Raw genomic sequence first — 21,504 nt, forward strand, 5'->3', positions numbered from 1 at the left:
ATTTTTTAATGGCGTTTTTTCGCTTGTGGGTTAAATCTAAAACCTGAATAGATGGTGCAGTGAGAATAGTATGTTTTTCAATTAAATATTTACCTTTTTCATCTTGCAATGCGGGGAAAGGAACAAGAAATAATTCACTTTGAGGAATGAAAACAACTCTTTCAGTATCTTTCTTGGGTAAAAGATCCGCAATAGGTGTAATTAGTAATTCATGGAGTCTTTGAAATCTTTGCTTGGCTTGGGGAGCATTAGGATCTACACTAACTACAATACCCCCTCTACTTCTCACACCAATAGATTCACGACTATTATCAACGAGTTTTGCTAGAGTGGTATTTTCTTTTTGCCACAGGGGTTTTAAATCAGATTTACGAAAAGTAATTTCACCTGTGGGTTTAATCACCCAGATATAAAGTTCTTCATCAGTAATAATAGAATATTGAACCAGGGTAGCATTTTGTTGTTTGGCGATTTTTTGTAATAAAGAAATAGTGGGTTTATCAACAGCAGGTTGTGAAGTTTGACTGGTATTTGTGTTAGATAAGCGTGAAGTTAATAACTCCACAAATGCCCTAGCACGTCCTCTTTCAGAAATTTCTAAAGCTTCATGAGTTTTATTCTGAGCAATGAGGACTTGTTGTAATATGCGGTAAGTGCGAGCTTGTTCTTCAAAAATAGAGACTTTGTAGCTATCATTGTTCCCTAACTTTCCTCTGATAGATTCCCATACTTCAATGCCAGTATAGAGAGTTGTTTCTGCTTGTGGGAGGTTGCCAGATTCATAGAAAGCTAATCCTAGATTATTTAAACTACTTCCTTCTCCTTGGATGTCTTTGATTTCACGGGCAATGGCTAAACTAGAGGTGTGGTATTTAATAGCTTTGGTGTATTCTCCCAGTGCATAGTAAGCAATTCCCAGATTACCTAGACCAGCACCTTCACCTAAACGGTTTTTGATTTCACGGGCAATGGCTAAACTGGAGGTGTGGTATTCAATGGCTTTGGTGTAATCTCCCAGTGCATTGTAAGCAACTCCCAGATTACCTAGAGCATTACCCTCACCTCTACGGTCTTTGATTTCACGGGCAATGGCTAAACGGGAGGTATAGTATTCAATGGCTTTGGTGTATTCTCCCAGTGCATTGTAAACACTTCCCAGATTACCTAGAGCATTGCCCTCACCATAACGGTCTTTGATTTCACGGGCAATGGCTAAATGGGAGGAGTGGTATTCAATGGCTTTGGTGTATTCTCCCAGTGCATTGTAAGCACCTCCCAGATTACCTAGAGATTGACTCTCACCTAAACGGTCTTTGAATTCACGGGTAATGGCTAAACGGGAGGTGTGGTATTCAATAGCTTTGTTGTATTCTCCCAGTGCATGGTAAACACTTCCCAGATTACCTAGAGAAGTACCCTCACTATAACGGTCTTTGATTTCACGGAGAATGGCTAAACTGGAGGTGTGGTATTCAATGGCTTTGGTGTATTCTCCCAGTGCATGGTAAGCATTTCCCAGATTACCTAGAGAAGCACCCTCACCTAAACGGTTTTTGATTTCACGGGCAATGGCTAAATGGGAGGAGTGGTATTCAATGGCTTTGGTGTAATCTCCTAGTGCATAGTAAGCAATTCCCAGATTACCTAGAGAAGCACCCTCACCTAAACGGTTTTTGATTTGCCGATAAATAATCAATGCTTGTTGCCAAGACTGTAATGCTGCTGTAAATTGACTGCTTTGATACTGCTCAATACCTTGCTGTAATAGTCTATCTGCTTCTGCTTCCCGGTCTGCTGGTGTTTGTGCAAATACCTGTGATACCTGGAATAACACTGGTAAATTAACCGCAGGTTGTAAAACCGTGAGAATGAATGTGATCAATGCAATTAAGCGAATTTTAGGATAAGACATTGGTGATTGGTGATTGGTGATGGGTAATTGGTGATGGGTGATTGGTGATGGGTGATTGGTAATTGGTGATGGGTGATGGGTGATGGGTGATTGGAAAAAGGCAATACAATAATGATGAAATAGCTATATCGTAAGTGATTAGGTAGGTAGACCTGATATCAGGAGTTAGGAGTCGTAGGGGCGAAGCATTCGGGCGAAAAATTATCAATTTTATGAAAAGGCTATTTTCCGAATGCTTCGCCCGTACAGGAGTCGGGAGTCAGGAGGAAGTTATTTGTATTTTCCCCATCACCCATTACCAATTAAAATAAAACCAGCCCAATACATCGGATTTGGGTATTTCTTCATAGTTGTTAACATTGCCTGACGCAAAGCAGCAGCTTGATCTGGATTTTTACTTAATTCCTGATAAAACTCCGTCATCAAAAATGCTGTTTCCCTATCCGACACACTCCACAAAGAACCAATCACGCTGGTAGCACCTGCGGTAAAAAAAGACCGCGATAAACCAATTACACCATCATTGGTAACTTTCCCTGTAGCTGTATCATTACCACTTAATACCACTAATTCCGCTTTTAAATTCAAGTTGATAATTTCTTCAGATGTCAGCCAACCATCATCTTGTTTGGAAGTTCCTAAAGCTAATACATCGCTAAATTCTCCCTCTTTATTTCTTACATTGCTTGCAGCTAAATGAATTATTTTTGCTTGGGGCATTTTTTGAACAATTGCGGTTTCTGTGGCTGCCTTTCCTATCAGTGCTTGAGTGTTAAAAATCCTAGCTATTTCTTTTGCTTCTTGTTCTGCACCTGGAAGATTAACTGTTTCTGGCGGATTTTCTCCTGGTTGCAGTGGTTTAGTAGGCATGATAGGATTACCGACAATTAACACATCTTTCGCTAATCCTTGATTTTGCTGTTTTCGTTGATCAAGTAAATCTAACACTTGAATTGAGGGCGCAGTGGCAATGGTATGTTTTTCAATTAAATATTGACCTTTTTTATCTTGCAATGCTGCAAAGGGAACAAAAAATAAGTCTCCTTGCGGAATGAAAATAATGTGTTTATCGGGTTGATTTGGCAATAAATCCCCAATGGGTTGAATTAAAATCTCATGTAGTTTCTGCAAATGTTCTCTAGAAATAGAAATATCCTCTTTGTTTGGGGATATTTTGATGATTTTATTATTTCTATTTTGCGCTCCCATTCTCAGGCGACTTTCTGCAACTAAATCCTTTAAAGATGTATTTTCTTTTTGCCATAAAGGTTTTAGATTCACTTGACGAAGTGCTATTTCACCTGTGGGTTTAATTACCCAAATCAGCAGTTCTGATTCTTGAGTTTGTTTTTTACCTGCAATGACAAATTCATCATTAATAATTGAATATTGCACAATTGTGGCATTTTGTTGTTTAGCAACTTGTTTAATTTCTTCTGAAGATAAAGAAAGGGCGATTTTATTGGATTTATGTGAGGTGAATAATTCCGAAAATTCTCCATTGCGGCTGCGTTCAGAAATTTCTAATGCCGCTTCTAGTTGATTCTGATGAATGAGGTTTTTTTGTAATTGGTTGTATGTTGATATTTTGTGAGTAGAATTAGATATATTATTGGCTTTAACGGTGTTAACAGGTATGGAAATAGTCGCTAAAATTATGATCCAGGGAGATATTAATTGAGGAATTAAACTCAGGGAAATAATTTTTAAGTTGTTCATTAAGTTGTTCATTAAGTTGTTCATGGTTGAGTAGGGGATTTATTATATTTGTTGTATCAAAAAATATATACCTCTGGGCTGTTAGAGCTTATGCAATTTTCACTAAAGAATAAGCTGTTGTGCATTTAATTTGTATAAGTGGAACAGGCATCTTGCCTGTTAAACAAGATTTCAGAATATTAGGATTATACAATTTAGCTGTGTAACAGCTTATTAGGAATTACGCAAGATATCATAGGGGTAATTCATGAATTGCCCCTACATTCGTTCTGTTTTACGTAAGTCCCGAATATAAAAAAGTTGAGTTTCCTTCCGTCAACCCAACCTACGATTTTTGAGTAATTTGAGCAATTTGAGCAATTTATGGAATGCAATAGTTTATAACTAACTAGCTTCTATTTGTTTGACTGCGTTATCTGCTTTTTGGGATAATTCATCTTCTCCTTCTTGTTTAAACAAAATAGATGCTTGTTTCAAATCAGCAATTCCTCCTTGTTTATCTTCTAACATGACTAGGGTAAAACCTCTAAAAAAGTGAGCATAAGCAATATCAGGAGTAATTTCTAACGCCTTATCAAAATCTTTTTTTGCTCCTCTATAGCTTCCTAAACTAAATCTACTAAATCCACGTCCAATATAGGCATAAGCATTATTAGGATCAATGTTGAGAACTTGGTTAAAATTAGCGATCGCTCCTCGATAATCTCCCGATTCTATTTGTTTTAAACCCTGTATAAAGTATGTTTCCACACTTTTATAACTTGGAGAGCTTGAGTTCTGTAATGGTGCTAATTGTTGGGGAGTTAACAAATTTTGAGCGTTGGCTTTGGGGCTAATAACTATTGTGCCTAATACCAAAATGCTTGCTGCTAATTTCCAAACTTTCATCGTTTTATTTCCTCAAAAATAATTAAGTTGACTACTATTATTCAGATGAAATTTATCAGCCGTGAAAACTAGACAGTCAAATTCAAGATCATGAATGTGAATTTAGAAGTTGACTGTTGCTTCACAACCCTATATATTTCTGAGGTTTTAGAGCTTATGCATTATTTCAATATTTCAATTTCTGCGGGTGTTACCGTGAGCAAATTCGTAGGTTGGGTTGAACAACGTGAAACCCAACAAATCCTTATAAGCTAATATGCAGCTAAACTGTATAATTAAAAAACCTGAAGTTACAGTAGCACAAGCATCTTGCTTGTATTAATTATTCAAGTTAAAGGCATAACAGCTTATGTTTTTGGACTTAACCGAAAACTATTGGTATCTTTACTATTTGCATTTCAATTTTCACATAACTGCTTAGGAATTTTTTTGAGCATCCTATTTAACTCAGGAGAGGGTTTTTGTACTGAGTATGCTTGCTGTAGCACATCTGACCACAAACCCAACTGAGCAAAGTATTGAGCTTTAGCAAAAGCGATCGCTTCAGGATGACTTTTTTTTGCTTGTAGTTTATTCTCTAGCGTCTTCAGTTCTGCGGTAATACTATCACGTTGTTCACTCTCCATAATTTGAAATTTCACAAATGCTGCTGGATTTTCTTTACCCAAAAATATATCTAACTTATAGGTTTGGCCTGGTTGCAGTGGTTCACCTGTGTAAGTATATTGTTGAGTGTTTTCTACATTCTCACTGAAAATAACAGTATTATTATTCAGATCAGTTAGTTGTATTTTTCTTACTTTACCTTGCCACGCAAATAAAGGGCGATCGCTCCAAATAATTCTAGTTTCAGAAGGAACATCTGGGGAAATTACGCAGACATCACCACGAGAACCACCTTTACGTGGTTTTACGGGTGGTTTTTTAGAGAATAGAATTTGGGATATATTACCCCAAAAAGAAGTAGGTTTCTGGGGATTTTTCCTAGCCAAAACCGCTTGATTTGGTAAAATAGCTAAAGTGCTAAAAACCAGAGATGATAAAATTACTCTAGACATTACCCTAGACATTGCCCTAGATAAAAAAGATTTAGTCATCAGATTTTTTCTCCACAATCGCCGATATAATGTAAAACCACAATGTTATAGAAGGTAACAGACAAGGTAATAAAATTGCAGTTGCAGAAATGTAGACTTGTAAACTTATTAAACCATAAATCCCTGTAATTATAGTGACTAGGATTAAAGATTGCAGTTGAGGAGATTTGTTCCTGGAGACTAAATATAGGACTAAATATAAATTTAAACCTTTACCTATGAATATAGCTATTCCCACTATCCAGAAATCAGGAATGGGAATAACTAATCTGTTAGTAAGTAAATGATGTACCATATAGGCATGATATTCACCACCTGTTAATATTTGACTTATTTGGCTTTGATTAATGGGATTTTCTTGATCACGCCAATATTTAATAGCTGGAAACTTTGATATTAAAAAATTATCTTCACCGTCATAATTTAATCCAGCTTCTTCATATCCTCCCGGTGCAATAATGACTATGATATCTTGTAAATTTTGGAGATTTTTAGGAATATTTTGATTCTCCAATAATTGCCAAGCGGGAATATTTTGATATACTGATTGAGGAGAAATAGAAAAATCAATAATTGGGTGCATCCACATTTGATACAGTGAGTAACTGAACCTTGTAATCGTTTGAGAATGGGATCTATCTTGCACTTGACGATCTAGAAAATTGTTTATTTGTTGAAAAAAATCCTCTTGACTGTCTAATTTTGGTTGTGGTACATCAGAAAATTGTTGTAACTGATATCCAAGTGTTAATAAACCTGAAAAACTCCAAATTGAAGTAGCACCAGGATTTAATAACTTAGAAAAATCCGGTTCTGAAGACTGAGAATTATTATCCTGAGAATTATGATCAGGTAATAGTTGCATATATCCAGGTAAAATCTCAATTTCACCTTCCAAACTCCAATTAAGATCCGCAATATTAGGTAATACCCGTAACCATTGACCATCTTGATTTGCAGTTCCAGCAAAAACAAACCATGTCGGTTTTGCTGATTTTACAGCAGTTGTGATAGAATTAGCAAGAATGCGATCGCTTTCTCCTTGATGTCTATCTAATAAATAATCAATACCTATAATCTTAGCTTGATTAGCTGTTAACTTATCAATCAAATTTGCTAAATACTTACGATCAATCGGTTTAGGGTTAGAAATTTTAGCTTTTCTAATAGAATCTTCATCAATTTCTATCAACAGAACTGGGGGAGTTTCTACGGTTGCAACTGTAGCAGCAACTTGTCCTGTAAGTTGACGATAAATAGCTTGTAATAATATTCGACGCTGTAATAAAAATTGTTGAACTGGTAACAGCAAACTAATAATCAATAAAATTGAAACTACAATTAATTCTCGACGATTAGGAACTAAATTTTCAATTACTTGATTAATAAAAGTAGGTTGAAGACGAAATAACTCTGCTCCTGGATGCCGAAATAACGAAGGAATCAAATATGCACTGGGATAAGTAAAATTCTTTTCTACTTTTAAATATTGTGCTGCTGAAATCAACGATTCATGAACATCTTTATATTCAGACAAAGCTTGCAAAAAGCAGGGTAAAAATACTTCTGCTACTTGATTATGAATAGGTTCACGCATTACCGCAACTTGACTGATACCCAAATCAATTAATTTATCAGCAATACTCAAACCATTACAAGAATTGAAAATAGCACATTGTAATCCTCTATCTTTAGCAGTAATTAAAGCCGGTTCAAGTTCAGAAATTGATAAAGCTACACCAGGAGCAATACCTAATTCACCACCAGTCAAATTAGTTTGATTACTGTGTCCTGCAAAAAATAAAATATTCCAGCCATTTTGGCAAGAAATAGTTTGGACAATTTCAGTTTTTAAGTCATCAATATTCTTGTTAGGTTGCCAACCGATAAATTTAACATCTGCATAATCTTTTAAAGATGCAATAGCTTGTTTTTCCGATTCAAAATTTAAACCTGTATCATCTCCTAAAATCACTAAAATTCTAGCTTTACTTGGATATTTACCTTGAGTATTTATCACCGTTCCTCGACGATTTGTAGCAGTGCGGACAATGCGAATCTGACTAGAATCTAAAGCAAATTCTGTACCAATTTCCCATACTTCCCAAGGCAACTTGGCTAAATCTGGAGTAATGCAAGCGATAAAAATATCAAGATATCGGGTTTGATTTTGTTTACTAACTTGAGCAATTTGTTTACGAATATCAAATAATTCTGCACTGCGTAACCAGTTATGAAACACAGATAAAAATTGTGCTTCAGCTTGTACTAATCGAGCGTGCCAATCAATGGGAGGGGTAGGGAGACTACCCATATTTGCAACTTTTCCCCGCAGTGCTGTATTATAAAAACTCAGATAAATCTTTTGCCATTCTTGGTATAGTTTAGTTAGATTTTCTGGATAGGCAACATTGACATTCAAATTTTGTCCTTGTCCCCAAGATAGTTGAAATAAACATAATTTTTCAACCTGTTGAATTGTGAGATAAAAAGCTGTGAAATTCATCATATTTTTAAAGAGGTACAAGTTTGAATGATAAAACTTTTGTGGTGCAGGCATCTTGCCTGCTAAATACGGCACTTACCGATGTTATGAGGTACACATATAAATCATAAAATTCTTGTGGTGCAGGCATCTTGCCTGCTAAATATATGGCTCATATTTTAGCAAACTACTGTATTTAATTTTTACCACAGGTCTACAAGATGAAAACAGAGAATTGATCACCAATCACCAATCACCCATCACCCATCACCCATCACCAATCACCCATCACCCATCACCCATCACCAATCACTAATCACCAATTACCAGTTTACCTAGACTCACCAATTAAAGTAAAAGCCGCCCAATTTACTGGAGCAGGTCTTTTTTTCATAGTTTTGAGCATAGCATTTCTTAAAGCCACAGCCTTATCAGGATTTTGTTGCCATTGTTGATAAAACTCAGTCATTAATTCTGCTGTAGGTGCATCTGGAACAGCCCACAAAGAGACAATTACACTCGGCGCACCAGCAGTAATGAAAGCACGAGATAAGCCAACAACACCATCACCAGTAATTGCACCTCTACCAGTATCACAAGCACTTAAAACCACCAATTCAGCATTAATAGATAAATCAACAATTTCCCCAGGAGTGAGTAAACCATCATCGTTTTCAGTAGGTGCAAGGGCTATGGCGGTAGGGATACTTTTATTAGTATCAGCTAAAAGTCCATGTGTTGCTAGATGAATAATTCTGGCAGATGATAATTTTTGTTTGAAAGCAGCTTTTGTGGCATCTTTCCCAGTGATAGCTTTAGTTTTAAATAATTGATCTTGGAAGAATTTAGCAATTGCCAAAGTTTCCTTTTCTGCACCTTTAAGGGGGTCAAGTTGTACAGGAGGATCTCCCACTTTTGGCATAATAGGATTACCCATAACTAAGATATCTTTACCCCGGACTTTTTGCCGTTGTTGATCTGTTAAATCTAAAACTTGAATTGCTGGCGCAGTTAAGATAGTATGTTTTTCAATTAAATATTTACCATCTTGATCTTGCAGTGCCACAAAAGGAACTAAAAACAGCGAATCATGGGGAATAAAAATTACTTTTTCATCTGAATTAGTAGGCAGAAGAGAAGCAATAGGATCAATTAAGATTTTATGCAGTGTTTGTAAATTCTCTTTTTGAACTTCCTCACCTGTACGTTCTACTTTAATTCCCCGTCCTCCAGCACCTATAGAAACACGGCTATTTTTGACAAGTTCTGCAAGTGGTGTTTTTAATGTTGTCAGGTCTACTTGTTTAAAGGTAATTTCCCCTGTTGGTTTAACTACCCAGATATACATCTCAGATGGATTCCAAGTTTTTGGATAACTTTGCCTTCCTGATTGATGAGCAATTGTATATTCTACAATTGTCGCATTTTGCTCTCTGGCAATTTTCTGGATTTTTTCAATAGTTGGTGGTTGAACATTTAACTGATTAACCTGCTTCCCTGAAATGCGTGATGTTAATAGATTTACAAATGCTCTCGCCCTACCACGTTCAGCTACTTCTAATGCTTCTTGAAACTTATTTTGAGCAATTAAACTTTTTTGTAAAATAGTGTAAGTTGTAGATTGCAATTCAAAAATAGAAATTTGGCTTTTATCTGTTAAGTCAATCCGCACAGATTCATAAATTGTAATAGCTTCATATAAAGCAACCACCGCTTTAGGTAGATTGCCTATATCGAAATTATTTATGCCAATTTCATGTAAAATTAGTGCTTGTAATACTTTGTTGTTAACTTTTTGGGCAGGTGCTACTGCTTTTTCATGAAAACTTATGGCTAAATCATATTGACCTTGTTTTGTATAGAATAACCCAATGCCAAAAAATATATTTGCTTGAGTTGCAGGAAAATTTTCAGATAATTCAATTGCTTGTTGAAAATATTTCGATGCCAGATCATTGTTTCCAAGTTCAGCATAAGCAATACCAACCTGTGCTAAGGCTTGTGCTTCTACTTGACTGACACTGAATCCACCAAATCCTTTCCACGATCTCCACAGTTCTAAATTATCTAATGCAGATTTTAAATTCTGGTCTTTAGAATCAGAACTAGAATCAGAACTAGAATCAGAACTAGAATCAGAACTAGAATCAGAATATGCTTCTCCTAACTGGATATTTTTTCGTACTTGATCTTGTTGCCCTAAAAGGCTATAATTTACTGCTATACTAAGATAGCCTCCTCTAATGAAACGTTTGATATTATCAACATAAAACTTTTGAAAAGGGCTATTTTTTTGATCTGGTTTCAGACCCTCAATATATTTAAAAGTTAAGATCCAAATATCTACCGATTGTTGAGCAAATTCAATTGATTTTTCATACTTACTAAGACTCGTATATACAAGGGCGATACGATTAAAAATAAATGCTTGATCCCAATTTTTGCTTACAATATCTAGAGGAGATTGAGTAACTACTTTCTCTACAACAGCTAAAGCTTGCTGATAGTATGTTAGAGATTTTTCTAATTGTCCTATTTCTCGATAAACGTTACCCAAAGTATACAAGGTAGCTTGAAGTTTGTTAGTATTATTCTCCTGTTGGAATATTTTTGCAGCTTGCTCCAGTGCTGCTAATGCTTTTGATGCTTCAGTCCCATTGTAGATATTGGCAATTTCAACTAACGCTTCTCCTTGTTTAATAATTGACCCTGTCTCCTTGGCAACTGCGACAGCTTCTTCATAATACTGAATTCCTTTGTTGATTTGAATAAGTGCTTCTGGATCTTTGTTTAGTCCGTTAGCTGAACTAAGAACACGATAACCCATGCCAAGTGCAATAAGAAGAGAGGGTTCGTATTTGCGAAGGATCTGCTTTTCTGCTGTAGAATTACTATTCTGTCTGACAATTACCAAGGCTTGTTCTAATAAATTTATTCCTGTGACTTCATTCCTCGACAGGTAAATAGAACCTAGATTGAATAGTACCCATACTTTTGTATCATGGTTTTTACTTTTTTGTGCATTTATGGTACTTTCTCTATAGTATTTATCAGCGCGATCATTTTTTCCTAAAGCTATTTGATACTCTCTACCCAAATTGAAATTGACTCTTGCTTGCAAGTCAAAATTATTAATAGCTTTGGCAATTTTTAAAGCTTCTTCATAGTAGGAAATAGCGCGTTTAGGTTCTTTTTGAGAATACAATCTTCCTAATGCAAGTAATGTTTTTCCTTTTAATTCACGATTTTTGATAGTTTCAGCGATTTGCAATGCCCGTTTATAGTAAGTCATTGCCTTCTTTTCATCTTTCAAATCATAGTAAGCTCTACCAATTAATCTAATTGATTCACCTGCTCCCAGGGAGTTATTAATTCGGCGATAAATCTTCAATGCCTGTTGAAAACTTTGCAAAGCAGCTTGAGATTGCTCATTAAACAGCAGTTCTTCACCTTTTTGCAGCAGTTTTTCTGCTTGAGTTTTTTGATTATTTGGTTTTTGTGCCAATACCTGGTTAATTCTTGAGTTATGGTTCAGAAAGCTGGAGTTATTCAGCCCCAACGCTTCATCTTGGCGTGGTTCTGTAGTTTCTGTCTGTGCAGTCAAGGTAGTTGGTATAATTTCCTTTGTCCTTGATTCAGCAACACCGACAGGGAAAGACAGGGAAAGCACCAAAGTCACAAGAGAAAGAGATTTAAGACGGTAAAGCATGGTAGACACTCCTCTAAGCAGGGTGAGAATAGATTGCTGTATATTTATCTTGTATATTTATCTATACCTCTCACACTTAGGGAGCTTATGCAAAAATTTGAGAAAAACAGGACTTACGCAAAAAGGAACGAAAGTAGGGGTAATTCATGAATTACCCCTACGCAAGAATAAGGTTTTCAGTCACATCTTGCGTAAGTCCTAAAAAAATTTGAGAAAAATTTTGAGATAATTTCACCTCAACCAAATTTTATCCGTGAAATAATTATCCGTTACAAAAAACGTAACCAGCTAAACTTAATATAACCGTCCAGGATAAAATGTAAATGGAGGTAAGGTTAATTCAACACCATCTACTAAACTCACACTCACCAAAAACTTCTCATCCCAACTACCCACAACACGAGTAAACAAATAAGAATCACCCTGTTCTTGATTTATTCCTTGTTCTACTAAAATGCTAGTTTGGTCACTGACTCGCAGTTTTAAATCAGCAGGTAAAGAATTTTGTACAGATGTACCCAAAACTAATAATAATGTCCACGAAGGATCTGATTCAGATAATATTGGCCAAGTTACAGCATACAATCGCAGGGGAAATCCTGCCAACAACAAATCATGATAAGCACCCCGCGCTTGAGAGGGGATTTCTAAACCCCTGCTTTGGAGTTGGTTGGTAATTACTTGAAATTCCTCCACAGGACTCCGCAAAGCTGGTATAGGTGCTATATTAGGTAATAATTGCCAAGAAAGTTCCTGGGCTAATTCATCTAACTCATCCCATAACCACCGTCCTACATTGATCGCTGGTTGGGTTAACAGTTTGAATAAATCTTTGAAACTATCTTGCAGTGAATAATTATGTCCTTGCAGTTGCAAATTATCCAGCCAGTTGAGTAATTCTAAATTACTAATTACTGCACTTCCTTGTTCCCAAGTTAATACTTGCCAAAGTTCAACATTAGGTAATTGCAATTGTGGTAATAATGCCATTAACTCATTTTGCATTAACACTAAACTTTGCGTTTTTTGGTTATTGGTAACTGGTAAAGTAATGGCACTTGGTTCTAAACAACGCAAGTTTAATAATAAATAATCTGGTGCTTGTGCAAACCAACTCACCGGCATTTGATAAGTCCAATCTGTTTCAGGTTGTAAATTCGCTTGTTTTTCTATTAATTGTTGATAGGATAAAAAGCCAGAAATTGTTGCTGTTTCTTGTTCTTCCAAAATTTCTATTAATACATAAAAATGAGCAATGTATTCGTCTAAATCTATAACTGCTCTCGGTACAAATATTTGATCATCACCAAGACTATCATTAGTCAACAAACAAACTTTAAATTCACCTACTTGCAAATTAGCAACAGCAGGAATAATATTAGCTATAGCTGGTTGAAATACGGTACATTTATCATCATTAACAGCCAAAGAATTTGCTCTTTCTGTCAACCATGCTTTAAAAGCCAATAATGCCAAAGTATTAATATAAGTTTGCCATTGTTGAGACTGATTTTTTATTTTCAGGCTGTTTTCTACCGCTTCACTAATTTGTTCAGCATCAAGATTAATAGCACTTATAGGTAAAACTTCAAATTCAAGAGACATTGGCTGATGATTATTTGTGAGATTATTTGTGAGATTATTTGACAAGTTATTCATAGTTCCTCGTTAACTGATGATATCATCTAAATATTGGCAAAGAAGCTGGTTAAAAATACTGGTTTTGGGAGTGAGAGTTTTTGCTGTTTGTGCCTGAATTTCAGCAGCTTCAATTACATGATTAATTTGTTCATTGAGAGCAATATTAATTTTTTCCTCTAAGGTTTGTAGACTATCTGAGTGAGAATAATTTTTTGCTAATTCCATAACAGAATTACATAAGATGATTAAAAGCTCTTGGCCAACATCAGCACGAAAATCTTTTAACTTTAAAAAACGAGTAACAGCATCTTGAGCGCGTAATCCCACTTTTGCAGCAATTTCTGTCATTGATAAATTTTGACAGTGAAATAACTGAAGTGCAAACAAAAACTTTTTAGCTTTATCACCTTTTTTGCGTTGTAATTGTTCTACTCTTCTTTGAGTAACTATAGCTAAAGCTTGTTGTAAACTAGCCATAAATTGTGAGCGATATAATTGCAAAAATTCTGTTTGTTCATCTTCATCATTTATTGCTTGTGTAGTATTATGAGAACCTGCAATTCCTTCACCATAGACATTAGGATCAACAACATCTAAAGATTCTGCTGGTAAAGAACCACCCCGCGCATAAATTCGATACTGTCGTAATTTTTCAGCGAGTTTTTGTAATTGTGCCATTACAGTTTCACTGCTGAAAGTTTGATTTGTTTTACTTTGTAAAAGAGTAGCAATAGCTTGTAATTGGTCAATTGTCGGTATGGTACATTTTCCTCCTCTTCTCTTTAGAGGTTGTTCTAAATTATCTTCTTTTTTCTTCCTAAGTTGTTCTAAACGAGCAGTTCTATAAATAGCATGATAACTGTCTAAAAGTTGTTGAGATTGGAGAATTTCACCAGCACTAAAACAGTAAAATTCTCTAAAAATTCGTTGTAACTGTTTAGGTTTTGTATCATTGAGAATTGCCCAATCACTAACTAAATAAACTCCACATTCTAACAGGAATTGATTGAGTCTATGATTTTGTTTAACTCGTGTATTTGTCCAGGTTGTCAAATTGCTTTTTTCTGGAGCAAAACTCTGCAAAATTTGACGAGAAAAAGACTGATAATTACTAACGGGTTCTAGTTTACCATCATCATCGAGAACACAAAGCAATAAGTCAGTAAATTTGAAACCATGAACAGTCCCAAATTTAGCTTCTAATTGTAAACAAACTTGCTCAATTTGCCAGGATATAAAACAGAGTAGACAACGTTCTGCTAACAAACATCTATCAGCAGGTGCATTTTGGGATAATTGCAGTAGTTTTTTGTTAATTTCTGCATCTGGGAGATCATCATTAACTGTAGCAGTGGGAAACATCTCCAGAAAAAACCCCTTAGCTGGAGTAATTTCCTGAATCTGTCGCCGTCCCGCTGCATCAATTTTTACTAACTGCCAATATCGTGATCCCACACCCATAAATATTTGTTTTGTGCTGAATTTGTACTTAACTATCTACAACAGTATCACCTGACATTGATTCTTAACTCTCGACTCCCTCACCTTATGCAGTGTTGACAGGAAAACTCCCACAAAGCACAGGTGACGGGGAAATAGGGTACTTGTTTAAAAAATTAGATATTTATGGTTTGCTGAATAAACTTAAAACCTTGATAAATCAAGGGTTTCAGGTGGAAAATCAGGAAAAAAGTGCAAGGGTTTTGAAGGGTATACCGGAAAAAGTGTGCATTTTTTGGGATTTCAAGAGATGGCAAAGAAATTTTCAAATCTCCTCCTGACTCCTGACTCCTGACTCCTGACTCCTATGCCCTCACGGAAAGACTTTCTCAGCAACCCCTATTTATTATTCAAGGCAGAGCCTTTAAAAATTCATTCCCATACTCTGTATGGGAACGAGAGGGGGCAGGGAGCAGGAAGCAGGGAACAGGGCAAGCAGGAGAAGCAGGAGAAGAAAAATTAGTTCTTGATTCTTTCATTCTTCTTTCTCTTGCCTTTTGCTTTTTGCCTTTTGCTTCTTGCCTCTTGCCTTCTTACTGTCACCTGTCACCTGTCACCTGTCACCTAAGCTTCTAACTCACTGAAGTTTCAAACACACCCACAGGACAAGCAACATTAGTACCACCTAAACCACAATAACCACCGGGATTTTTAGCTAAATACTGCTGATGGTAATCTTCAGCATAATAAAACTCAGGTGCATCTAAAATTTCTGTGGTAATTTTGCCATAACCTGCTTTTACTAACGCTTGTTCATAAGCATCCTTGGAAGCTTCCGCTAGTTGTTTTTGTTCTGGGGAATAAACATAAATACCAGAACGGTATTGAGTACCGACATCATTACCTTGACGCATCCCTTGGGTGGGATCATGACTTTCCCAAAAGACTTTTAACAGTTGGGAATAACTAATAACTTTGGGATCAAACACCACAAACACCACTTCATTGTGACCGGTCATACCAGTGCAAACTTCCCTATAGGTGGGGTTGGGTGTGTAACCAGCAGCATAACCAACCGCAGTGCTGTAAACTCCGTTTTGTTGCCAAAACTTGCGTTCTGCACCCCAAAAACACCCTAAACCAAACATCGCAGTTTCCATACCTTCAGGAAACGGAGGTTTTAAGGGGTTTTTGTTGACAAAGTGTGTTGCAGGTACGGGCATTTTTTCTGTGCGTCCTGGCAGTGCTTGTGTAGGTGTGGGCATTGCCACTTTTTTACCAAATCCGAATAATCCCATTGTTTTTGATGTATTTTATGTATGATGGCTTTACCTTTATATTGTAAGGATTTTGGTGATTGCTGGAAATATAGATAATAATTATGATTAAACCTCTAAAACCAACTTGTTGCGAAGTTACACAAAATCATCAAATCCATTCATTCATCTAATTTCATCTGCGTTCATTTTCTATTACATCACAAGCATGAACTAAAGGTAATAATGGACCCATTTGTTCTTGTCCATTGACAGCTAAATCACTGTGACATAAATAAACTCTTTGGGAAACACGCGCTAGTAAATCTGCAATAATGCGACGTAATCTTTGCGTTTCTGCTGCTTGTTCATCTGCTGCTGTCCAAGGTTTTCCTAACCTATCTTGTAAAAATAAAGTAGCACCAAATAAAGTAGCTGCACCACCTTTAGCCCAAAGAGGTGAACCCGCATCTAGCCAAAAATGCCATTTGTGATCTCTATGACTAGCACGATATTGGAAAATGGTAGCTAAGGTAATGGCTTTTTTTGCTTTTCCTATAGGACGAATGGGGTAGGGATTAGCAGTAATTGTACCACGTCGCAATAGTTGAATAAACTCGGCAATGGTATTATTTTGTATTATTGAGTTGGTAATTGTTTGTTTTAACCTGGTGTCTATTTCCCAATAATGTTGAGCAGTTTCTAATAATTCTCGTAATGCTGCTAATGTTGGAAATGGTGTATAATTATCTTTACACAAAAAGTCTTGCATTGCTTGATATAAAAGATTAACTGGTGTGTAAATTACATTTTCTTTAACTTCTGTTTTCTGTTTTTCAATCCATCCTAATATTTCATTATAAGCTGTGGTTGCAGTATAGCCGATTCTATCCCAACGTTCAAAGGTTTTAATATTTAATAAATGGGGATTTTCTGGATGGGGTACAAAACAATGATCTGCTATTAAACCAGCACGCACTGGATCAATTTTTGGTTGTGGAAATTCTTTTTTTTCTCCATCTTTCCCATCATTGGTGTGACTGTGACTGAAAACAACTAACATTTCTGCCACTTCATCCCGATCTACTAATCTTCCTAAATTGGGATAAACTAAAGTAATTAAGGTGAGTAATGCTCTGACAGCGGGTGAACTAATTAAAGGACGTTGTTCATTGAGAGCTTCTACCTGAATATTTTGCTTGGTTAATATTTCCATGAGACTATAACGAGCGATCGCATCTAACCCAGGAGCGATAATTGCTATTTCTTCCGGTTCTACTTTTCCCGTTTTAATTCCATTAATTATCACATCTGTTATTTGTCGCAAAAGTTGAGCGCGAGAAGCAGTTTGAATACATTTTACCGACTTTGGTAAACTTAAAATTGTCATCGGTTCAGTGACTAATTCTATCATCGGTTGAACCAAGGTTTCAGCTAAATTAGCTTCAGGAAAACTCACTAACTTTTCTACCCGACAACGCTTTGCTAACCTGTTTAAATATTCAGGATCAGCACCTAAACCCCAACGCACTCCCCCATTAAAATTATAACTAAATGCTCCCACCGCACCCGCATCTAATAAAAACTCAAATAAGTGATAAGCTATGGCTGGATAATCATCTACATCATCAGCTATTATCATCTGATAACGTTTTTTTAAATGTTGTTGATAATCGCTATTAGTTAATAAATGTTGGTGATAAAGTTCGGTAATTAAACCATAAGTTAATAATCCTCTTTTTAAACACCAATTCCGCCAATCTAACAGCAAAGATGTGAAAAATTCTGGTTCTAGATTATTAGTATTTTCTTGTAAACCTGTTTGTAAAACTTTAGCAATATCTTCACAAGCTGTACCACTATAAGCTGCTAGTTGCCATAAGTCTAATATCCGCCTCACTAAGCGATATTCATTCACTCCTGCACGTCGCAAAGTTTCTGCATCTAATTGATAATTCCAACGCTTTGTTGCTAATTCTTGCTCTGTTTCTGGGCGCAATCTTACCGGAAATTGTGCTTTTATTTGTAAAGATTCTACCAATAACGGCCAAAATAAAATCACTTCATCTTGAATAAAACCCAAGGTTGTTTTTGCTCGAATAGGGTATTTTCCTGAAGTTAAAGTGACAATTTTATCAGTTAATAATCGGCGATTATCATCATTAGATGCTAAAACTAAAGCACCGGGTTCTGTTTGCAAAAGATTTGCGGTTTTAATTGCACTTTTAGCTTTTTTCCGATTTTGATTTTTCGGATAAAATGATTCTATATCTTGATTGTCATTTTGTTGCACCCAATCACAAAACTGTTGGGCTAAACGAGTAGTTTTTCCGCTGCGGCTAGTACCAACAATCCAAAAAGAATTTGAAACCACTAATCTACTCCTGATTATAACTTCTGCGTTAACTTAAATTTAGGAATCACCAAACAGTGTTAAATGAGCATTGAGGATGAAAAACCCTGTGTTTAGTGAAAAAATATACTCTTTTTTCCTGGCTGCTTACAGATGGTATTTACTGACACCAGAACGCTCTTTAGAGGAAGCTTATAAATCAGCTTTAAAAATTAAAGAAATAGAAGATCATCATTTTAATGGTAATAAAATTAGCAGTGATGCTGCTATGTACAGTAGTAGTGTCATGGATTATTTTCAAGCAGATTTACAAAAATTATTAAAAAATGTACGGATGCGGCTGACAGAGTTTAAAGCCAGTCGTTGGTTTTCCAATGAATCTAAGCAAAAAGCAGCAGCCAAAGCAGGTATAGAATATTCCAATGCGGCTTTAGTTTTAAAAAAGTTAGAATTCATTGATCAAGTCATTGGTAAATATACAAATGACGCTGTAAATGATGTTCTAGAAAACAATTCAGAAAATTTAGTAAATCCATCTATAATTGTAGCAGAAAATAAAGTAAGTAATCAACCAATCACACCAAAACCTGTAATTAAAAACAACAATAATAAACCCAAAAGAAAAGCTGATTCTACAGGAGTTTTACCGCGTTCAATTCTAACAACTATTACTCGTTTGCAAGCGGAATTAGATCCCAGTTCGGAACAAGAAGTAGTGCAGAATTTTCGGCAGACGCAAAAAATCACAATTATCTCTGTGAGATTTATTTTACTATTAATTATTGTGCCACTTCTCACCCATCAAATAGCTAAGGCTGTGGTAGTAGGTCCTGTAGTTGATCGTTTTAGAGGTTCAGAAACAGAACAGATTTTTATCAATGAAGAAATGGAAGAAGAAGCACTAATAGAACTGCAAAGATTTGAAGAAAGAATCAAGTTTGAAAATTTGATTAGTAATGCACCACCGCTATCATCGGAAGTGCTAGAAATTAAAATGCAAGAAAAAGCACAGGAGGTAGCAGAGGAATTTCGGCGCGAAAGTGCTAATGCGATTAAAAATGTGTTTGCAGATGTTTTTTCTGTAGTTGCTTTTGTCTGGTTGTTGCTGATCAGCCAATCTTCTATTTCAGTTCTCAAAGATTTCTTTGATCATGTAGTATATGGCTTGAGTGATAGCGCCAAAGCATTTATTATTATATTATTTACTGATGTCTTTGTCGGCTTCCACTCTCCCCACGGTTGGGAAGTAATTCTGGAAGGTTTATCACGACACTGGGGTTTACCAGCAAATAGGGATTTTATTTTCTTATTCATTGCGACATTTCCCGTGATTTTAGATACAATTTTCAAATATTGGATTTTCCGTTATTTGAATCGCATTTCTCCTTCCGCTGTTGCTACTTACCATAATATGAATGAGTAAATTTCAGGAGTCAGGAGTTCTAGGGGCGAAGCATTCGGGCGACCAATTATCAATTTTATGAAAAGGCTATTTTCCTGTAAGGGCGAAGCATTCGGGCAACAAATTATCAATTTTATGACCAGGCTATTTTCCGAATGCTTCGCCCCTACTTCGCCCCTACTTCGCCCGTACAGGAGTCAGAATAATTGTCAAAATTTTCCAATCAGAATAAAAGAGAATAAATTAATTCCATGAAAAAGATATTTAATACAACTTTTAGCTTACCGTTTTTTTTCACGATTTTTTTCTTGGAAATGCCAGCGATTAAAAATCGAGACACAATTCCTCCCGAATGTCAAGTAACTAAGTGGAATTTACCCACAGAGTTGAAACCAACAGCTTTAAAAACTGAAAATACTAAAAATTTACCTGTACTTGTACAAAGATTACCGGTTGGTTGTTGTGAAAATGATGATTCTTGTTTAGATGCAAGGATTTATGATGGTGAACAAGAAGAAATAGCGGATAAAAAAGCATTAATAAAATCTATTGATCAGAGTTTAAAATATTTAAGAACTCGGCGGGCTGCGGCTACTTATCAAAGATATAAAATTTCTGGAATTACCAGAGATCGTGTTTATCGTAGTTTGCAAAGATTCAGACAATTAGTATTATCAACTAATTCGCCTCAAGAATTACAAACAGCTATTGAAAAAGAGTTTGTTTATTATCAATCTATAGGCAGAGATAGTCAAGGTACTGTATTATTTACTGCCTATTATGAACCATTATATTTAGCTAGTCGAAAACCAACCAAAGAATTTAAATATCCTGTTTACCGCTTACCACCTGATTTAAAATCTTGGACTAGACCTCATCCCACTCGATTAGAATTAGAAGGTGCAGATGGTTTACAAGGTTCTCAAAGTAAATTAAAAGGTTTAGAATTATTTTGGTTTAGAGATAGATTTGAACCTTATATTATTCAAATTCAAGGTTCTGCACGGTTAAAATTAACAGATGGAACAGAAACAAGTATAGGATATGCTGGGAATACAGCCCATAATTATAAAAGTTTGGGGCGGACATTAGTAGAGGCTGGAAAATTACCTGAAAATGGCGTAACCATGCCCACAATTTTTGAGTATTTCCAAAAAAATCCCCAAGATTTAAATGTTTATTTACCCAGAAATAATAGCTTTGTCTTTTTCAGAGAAACCTATGGGAGATCGGCACATGGTTCTGTTGGTGTACCTCTGACTCCAGAACGTTCTATAGCTACCGATAAATCTTTAATGCCTCCTGGTGCTTTAGCTTTAATTCGCGCACCTTTTCCTTTTGTTAAAAATAACGGAGAATTGGAAAATCGGACAGTTAGCCGTTTTGTATTAGATCAAGATACAGGTGGTGCAATTAAAGGACCAGGTAGAGTAGATTATTACTTGGGAACAGGAGATATTGCTGGCGATCGCGCTGGTGTGACAGTCAGCAATGGACAATTATTTTATTTGTTGTTGAAATAGGGAATAGGTGACAGGTGACAGGTGACAGTAAATAGAAATGGGAAGATGTGAGAAATATTTACTTCTACCAAAGATCCCC

At 35.9% G+C, this 21,504-nt stretch carries 12 protein-coding genes; 2 read left to right on the forward strand and 10 right to left on the reverse strand.

Going from position 1 to position 21,504, the window contains the following annotated elements:
- The 10 genes from FFR48_RS05230 to FFR48_RS05275 form a co-directional block, all read right to left on the reverse strand.
- Positions 1 to 1,912, reverse strand: a 1,912-nt coding sequence (locus FFR48_RS05230) for a CHAT domain-containing protein (protein WP_137666601.1), incomplete at its 3' end; no start/stop codon positions are given.
- A gap of 288 nt (positions 1,913 to 2,200) precedes the next feature.
- Positions 2,201 to 3,643, reverse strand: coding sequence for a CHAT domain-containing protein (locus tag FFR48_RS05235; RefSeq protein ID WP_137666603.1), 1,443 nt, complete (start codon positions 3,641 to 3,643; stop codon positions 2,201 to 2,203).
- A 372-nt stretch (positions 3,644 to 4,015) separates the two neighbouring features.
- Positions 4,016 to 4,519 (reverse strand): tetratricopeptide repeat protein, encoded by a 504-nt coding sequence (locus FFR48_RS05240; RefSeq protein WP_137666604.1) that lies wholly within the window; start codon positions 4,517 to 4,519, stop codon positions 4,016 to 4,018.
- Between the two features lie 398 nt (positions 4,520 to 4,917).
- Positions 4,918 to 5,616 (reverse strand): DUF4249 domain-containing protein, encoded by a 699-nt coding sequence (locus FFR48_RS05245; RefSeq protein WP_137666605.1) that lies wholly within the window; start codon positions 5,614 to 5,616, stop codon positions 4,918 to 4,920.
- Complete coding sequence (locus FFR48_RS05250) at positions 5,609 to 8,125, reverse strand: CHASE2 domain-containing protein (protein WP_236103995.1); 2,517 nt, start codon at positions 8,123 to 8,125, stop codon at positions 5,609 to 5,611. Before FFR48_RS05250 ends, FFR48_RS05245 begins: the two co-directional genes overlap by 8 nt.
- 307 nt (positions 8,126 to 8,432) lie before the next feature.
- Positions 8,433 to 11,810 carry a CHAT domain-containing tetratricopeptide repeat protein gene (locus FFR48_RS05255; RefSeq protein WP_137666606.1) on the reverse strand — a complete coding sequence of 1,126 codons (3,378 nt, stop codon included), beginning with the start codon at positions 11,808 to 11,810 and terminating at the stop codon, positions 8,433 to 8,435.
- Between the two features lie 294 nt (positions 11,811 to 12,104).
- The gene (locus FFR48_RS05260) at positions 12,105 to 13,469 is read right to left on the reverse strand and encodes a DUF1822 family protein (RefSeq protein WP_236103996.1); all 1,365 of its coding nucleotides are present in this window, start codon (positions 13,467 to 13,469) and stop codon (positions 12,105 to 12,107) included.
- Between the two features lie 9 nt (positions 13,470 to 13,478).
- Complete coding sequence (locus FFR48_RS05265; protein ID WP_137666607.1) at positions 13,479 to 14,912, reverse strand: hypothetical protein; 1,434 nt, start codon at positions 14,910 to 14,912, stop codon at positions 13,479 to 13,481.
- A gap of 611 nt (positions 14,913 to 15,523) precedes the next feature.
- Entirely contained in the window at positions 15,524 to 16,189 is a 666-nt protein-coding gene (gene msrA / locus FFR48_RS05270) for a peptide-methionine (S)-S-oxide reductase MsrA (RefSeq protein WP_096571812.1), read from the reverse strand.
- A 154-nt stretch (positions 16,190 to 16,343) separates the two neighbouring features.
- Entirely contained in the window at positions 16,344 to 18,521 is a 2,178-nt protein-coding gene (locus FFR48_RS05275; RefSeq protein WP_137666608.1) for a recombinase family protein, read from the reverse strand.
- Between the two features lie 76 nt (positions 18,522 to 18,597).
- Between FFR48_RS05275 and FFR48_RS05280 the strand changes: the two genes are divergently transcribed.
- Positions 18,598 to 19,923, forward strand: a complete 1,326-nt coding sequence (locus tag FFR48_RS05280) for a proton extrusion protein PcxA (protein WP_137666609.1) — start codon at positions 18,598 to 18,600, stop codon at positions 19,921 to 19,923.
- A 230-nt stretch (positions 19,924 to 20,153) separates the two neighbouring features.
- Positions 20,154 to 21,425 carry a murein transglycosylase A gene (gene mltA, locus FFR48_RS05285; RefSeq protein WP_137666610.1) on the forward strand — a complete coding sequence of 424 codons (1,272 nt, stop codon included), beginning with the start codon at positions 20,154 to 20,156 and terminating at the stop codon, positions 21,423 to 21,425.
- The last annotated feature ends 79 nt before the right edge of the window (positions 21,426 to 21,504 follow it).

This window comes from Sphaerospermopsis reniformis (assembly GCF_005402885.1).
Lineage (GTDB): Bacteria > Cyanobacteriota > Cyanobacteriia > Cyanobacteriales > Nostocaceae > Sphaerospermopsis > Sphaerospermopsis kisseleviana.

Excerpts from the sequence above, each read along its gene's own strand:
- FFR48_RS05265 (WP_137666607.1), bottom strand. The coding sequence starts at position 14,912 with ATGGGTGTGGGATCACGATATTGGCAGTTAGTAAAAATTGATGCAGCG.
- FFR48_RS05235 (WP_137666603.1), bottom strand. The coding sequence starts at position 3,643 with ATGAACAACTTAATGAACAACTTAAAAATTATTTCCCTGAGTTTAATT.
- FFR48_RS05280 (WP_137666609.1), top strand. The coding sequence starts at position 18,598 with ATGAAAAACCCTGTGTTTAGTGAAAAAATATACTCTTTTTTCCTGGCT.
- msrA (WP_096571812.1), bottom strand. The coding sequence starts at position 16,189 with ATGGGATTATTCGGATTTGGTAAAAAAGTGGCAATGCCCACACCTACA.
- FFR48_RS05245 (WP_137666605.1), bottom strand. The coding sequence starts at position 5,616 with ATGACTAAATCTTTTTTATCTAGGGCAATGTCTAGGGTAATGTCTAGA.
- FFR48_RS05260 (WP_236103996.1), bottom strand. The coding sequence starts at position 13,469 with ATGAATAACTTGTCAAATAATCTCACAAATAATCTCACAAATAATCAT.
- FFR48_RS05255 (WP_137666606.1), bottom strand. The coding sequence starts at position 11,810 with ATGCTTTACCGTCTTAAATCTCTTTCTCTTGTGACTTTGGTGCTTTCC.
- FFR48_RS05240 (WP_137666604.1), bottom strand. The coding sequence starts at position 4,519 with ATGAAAGTTTGGAAATTAGCAGCAAGCATTTTGGTATTAGGCACAATA.
- mltA (WP_137666610.1), top strand. The coding sequence starts at position 20,154 with ATGAAAAAGATATTTAATACAACTTTTAGCTTACCGTTTTTTTTCACG.
- FFR48_RS05250 (WP_236103995.1), bottom strand. The coding sequence starts at position 8,125 with ATGATGAATTTCACAGCTTTTTATCTCACAATTCAACAGGTTGAAAAA.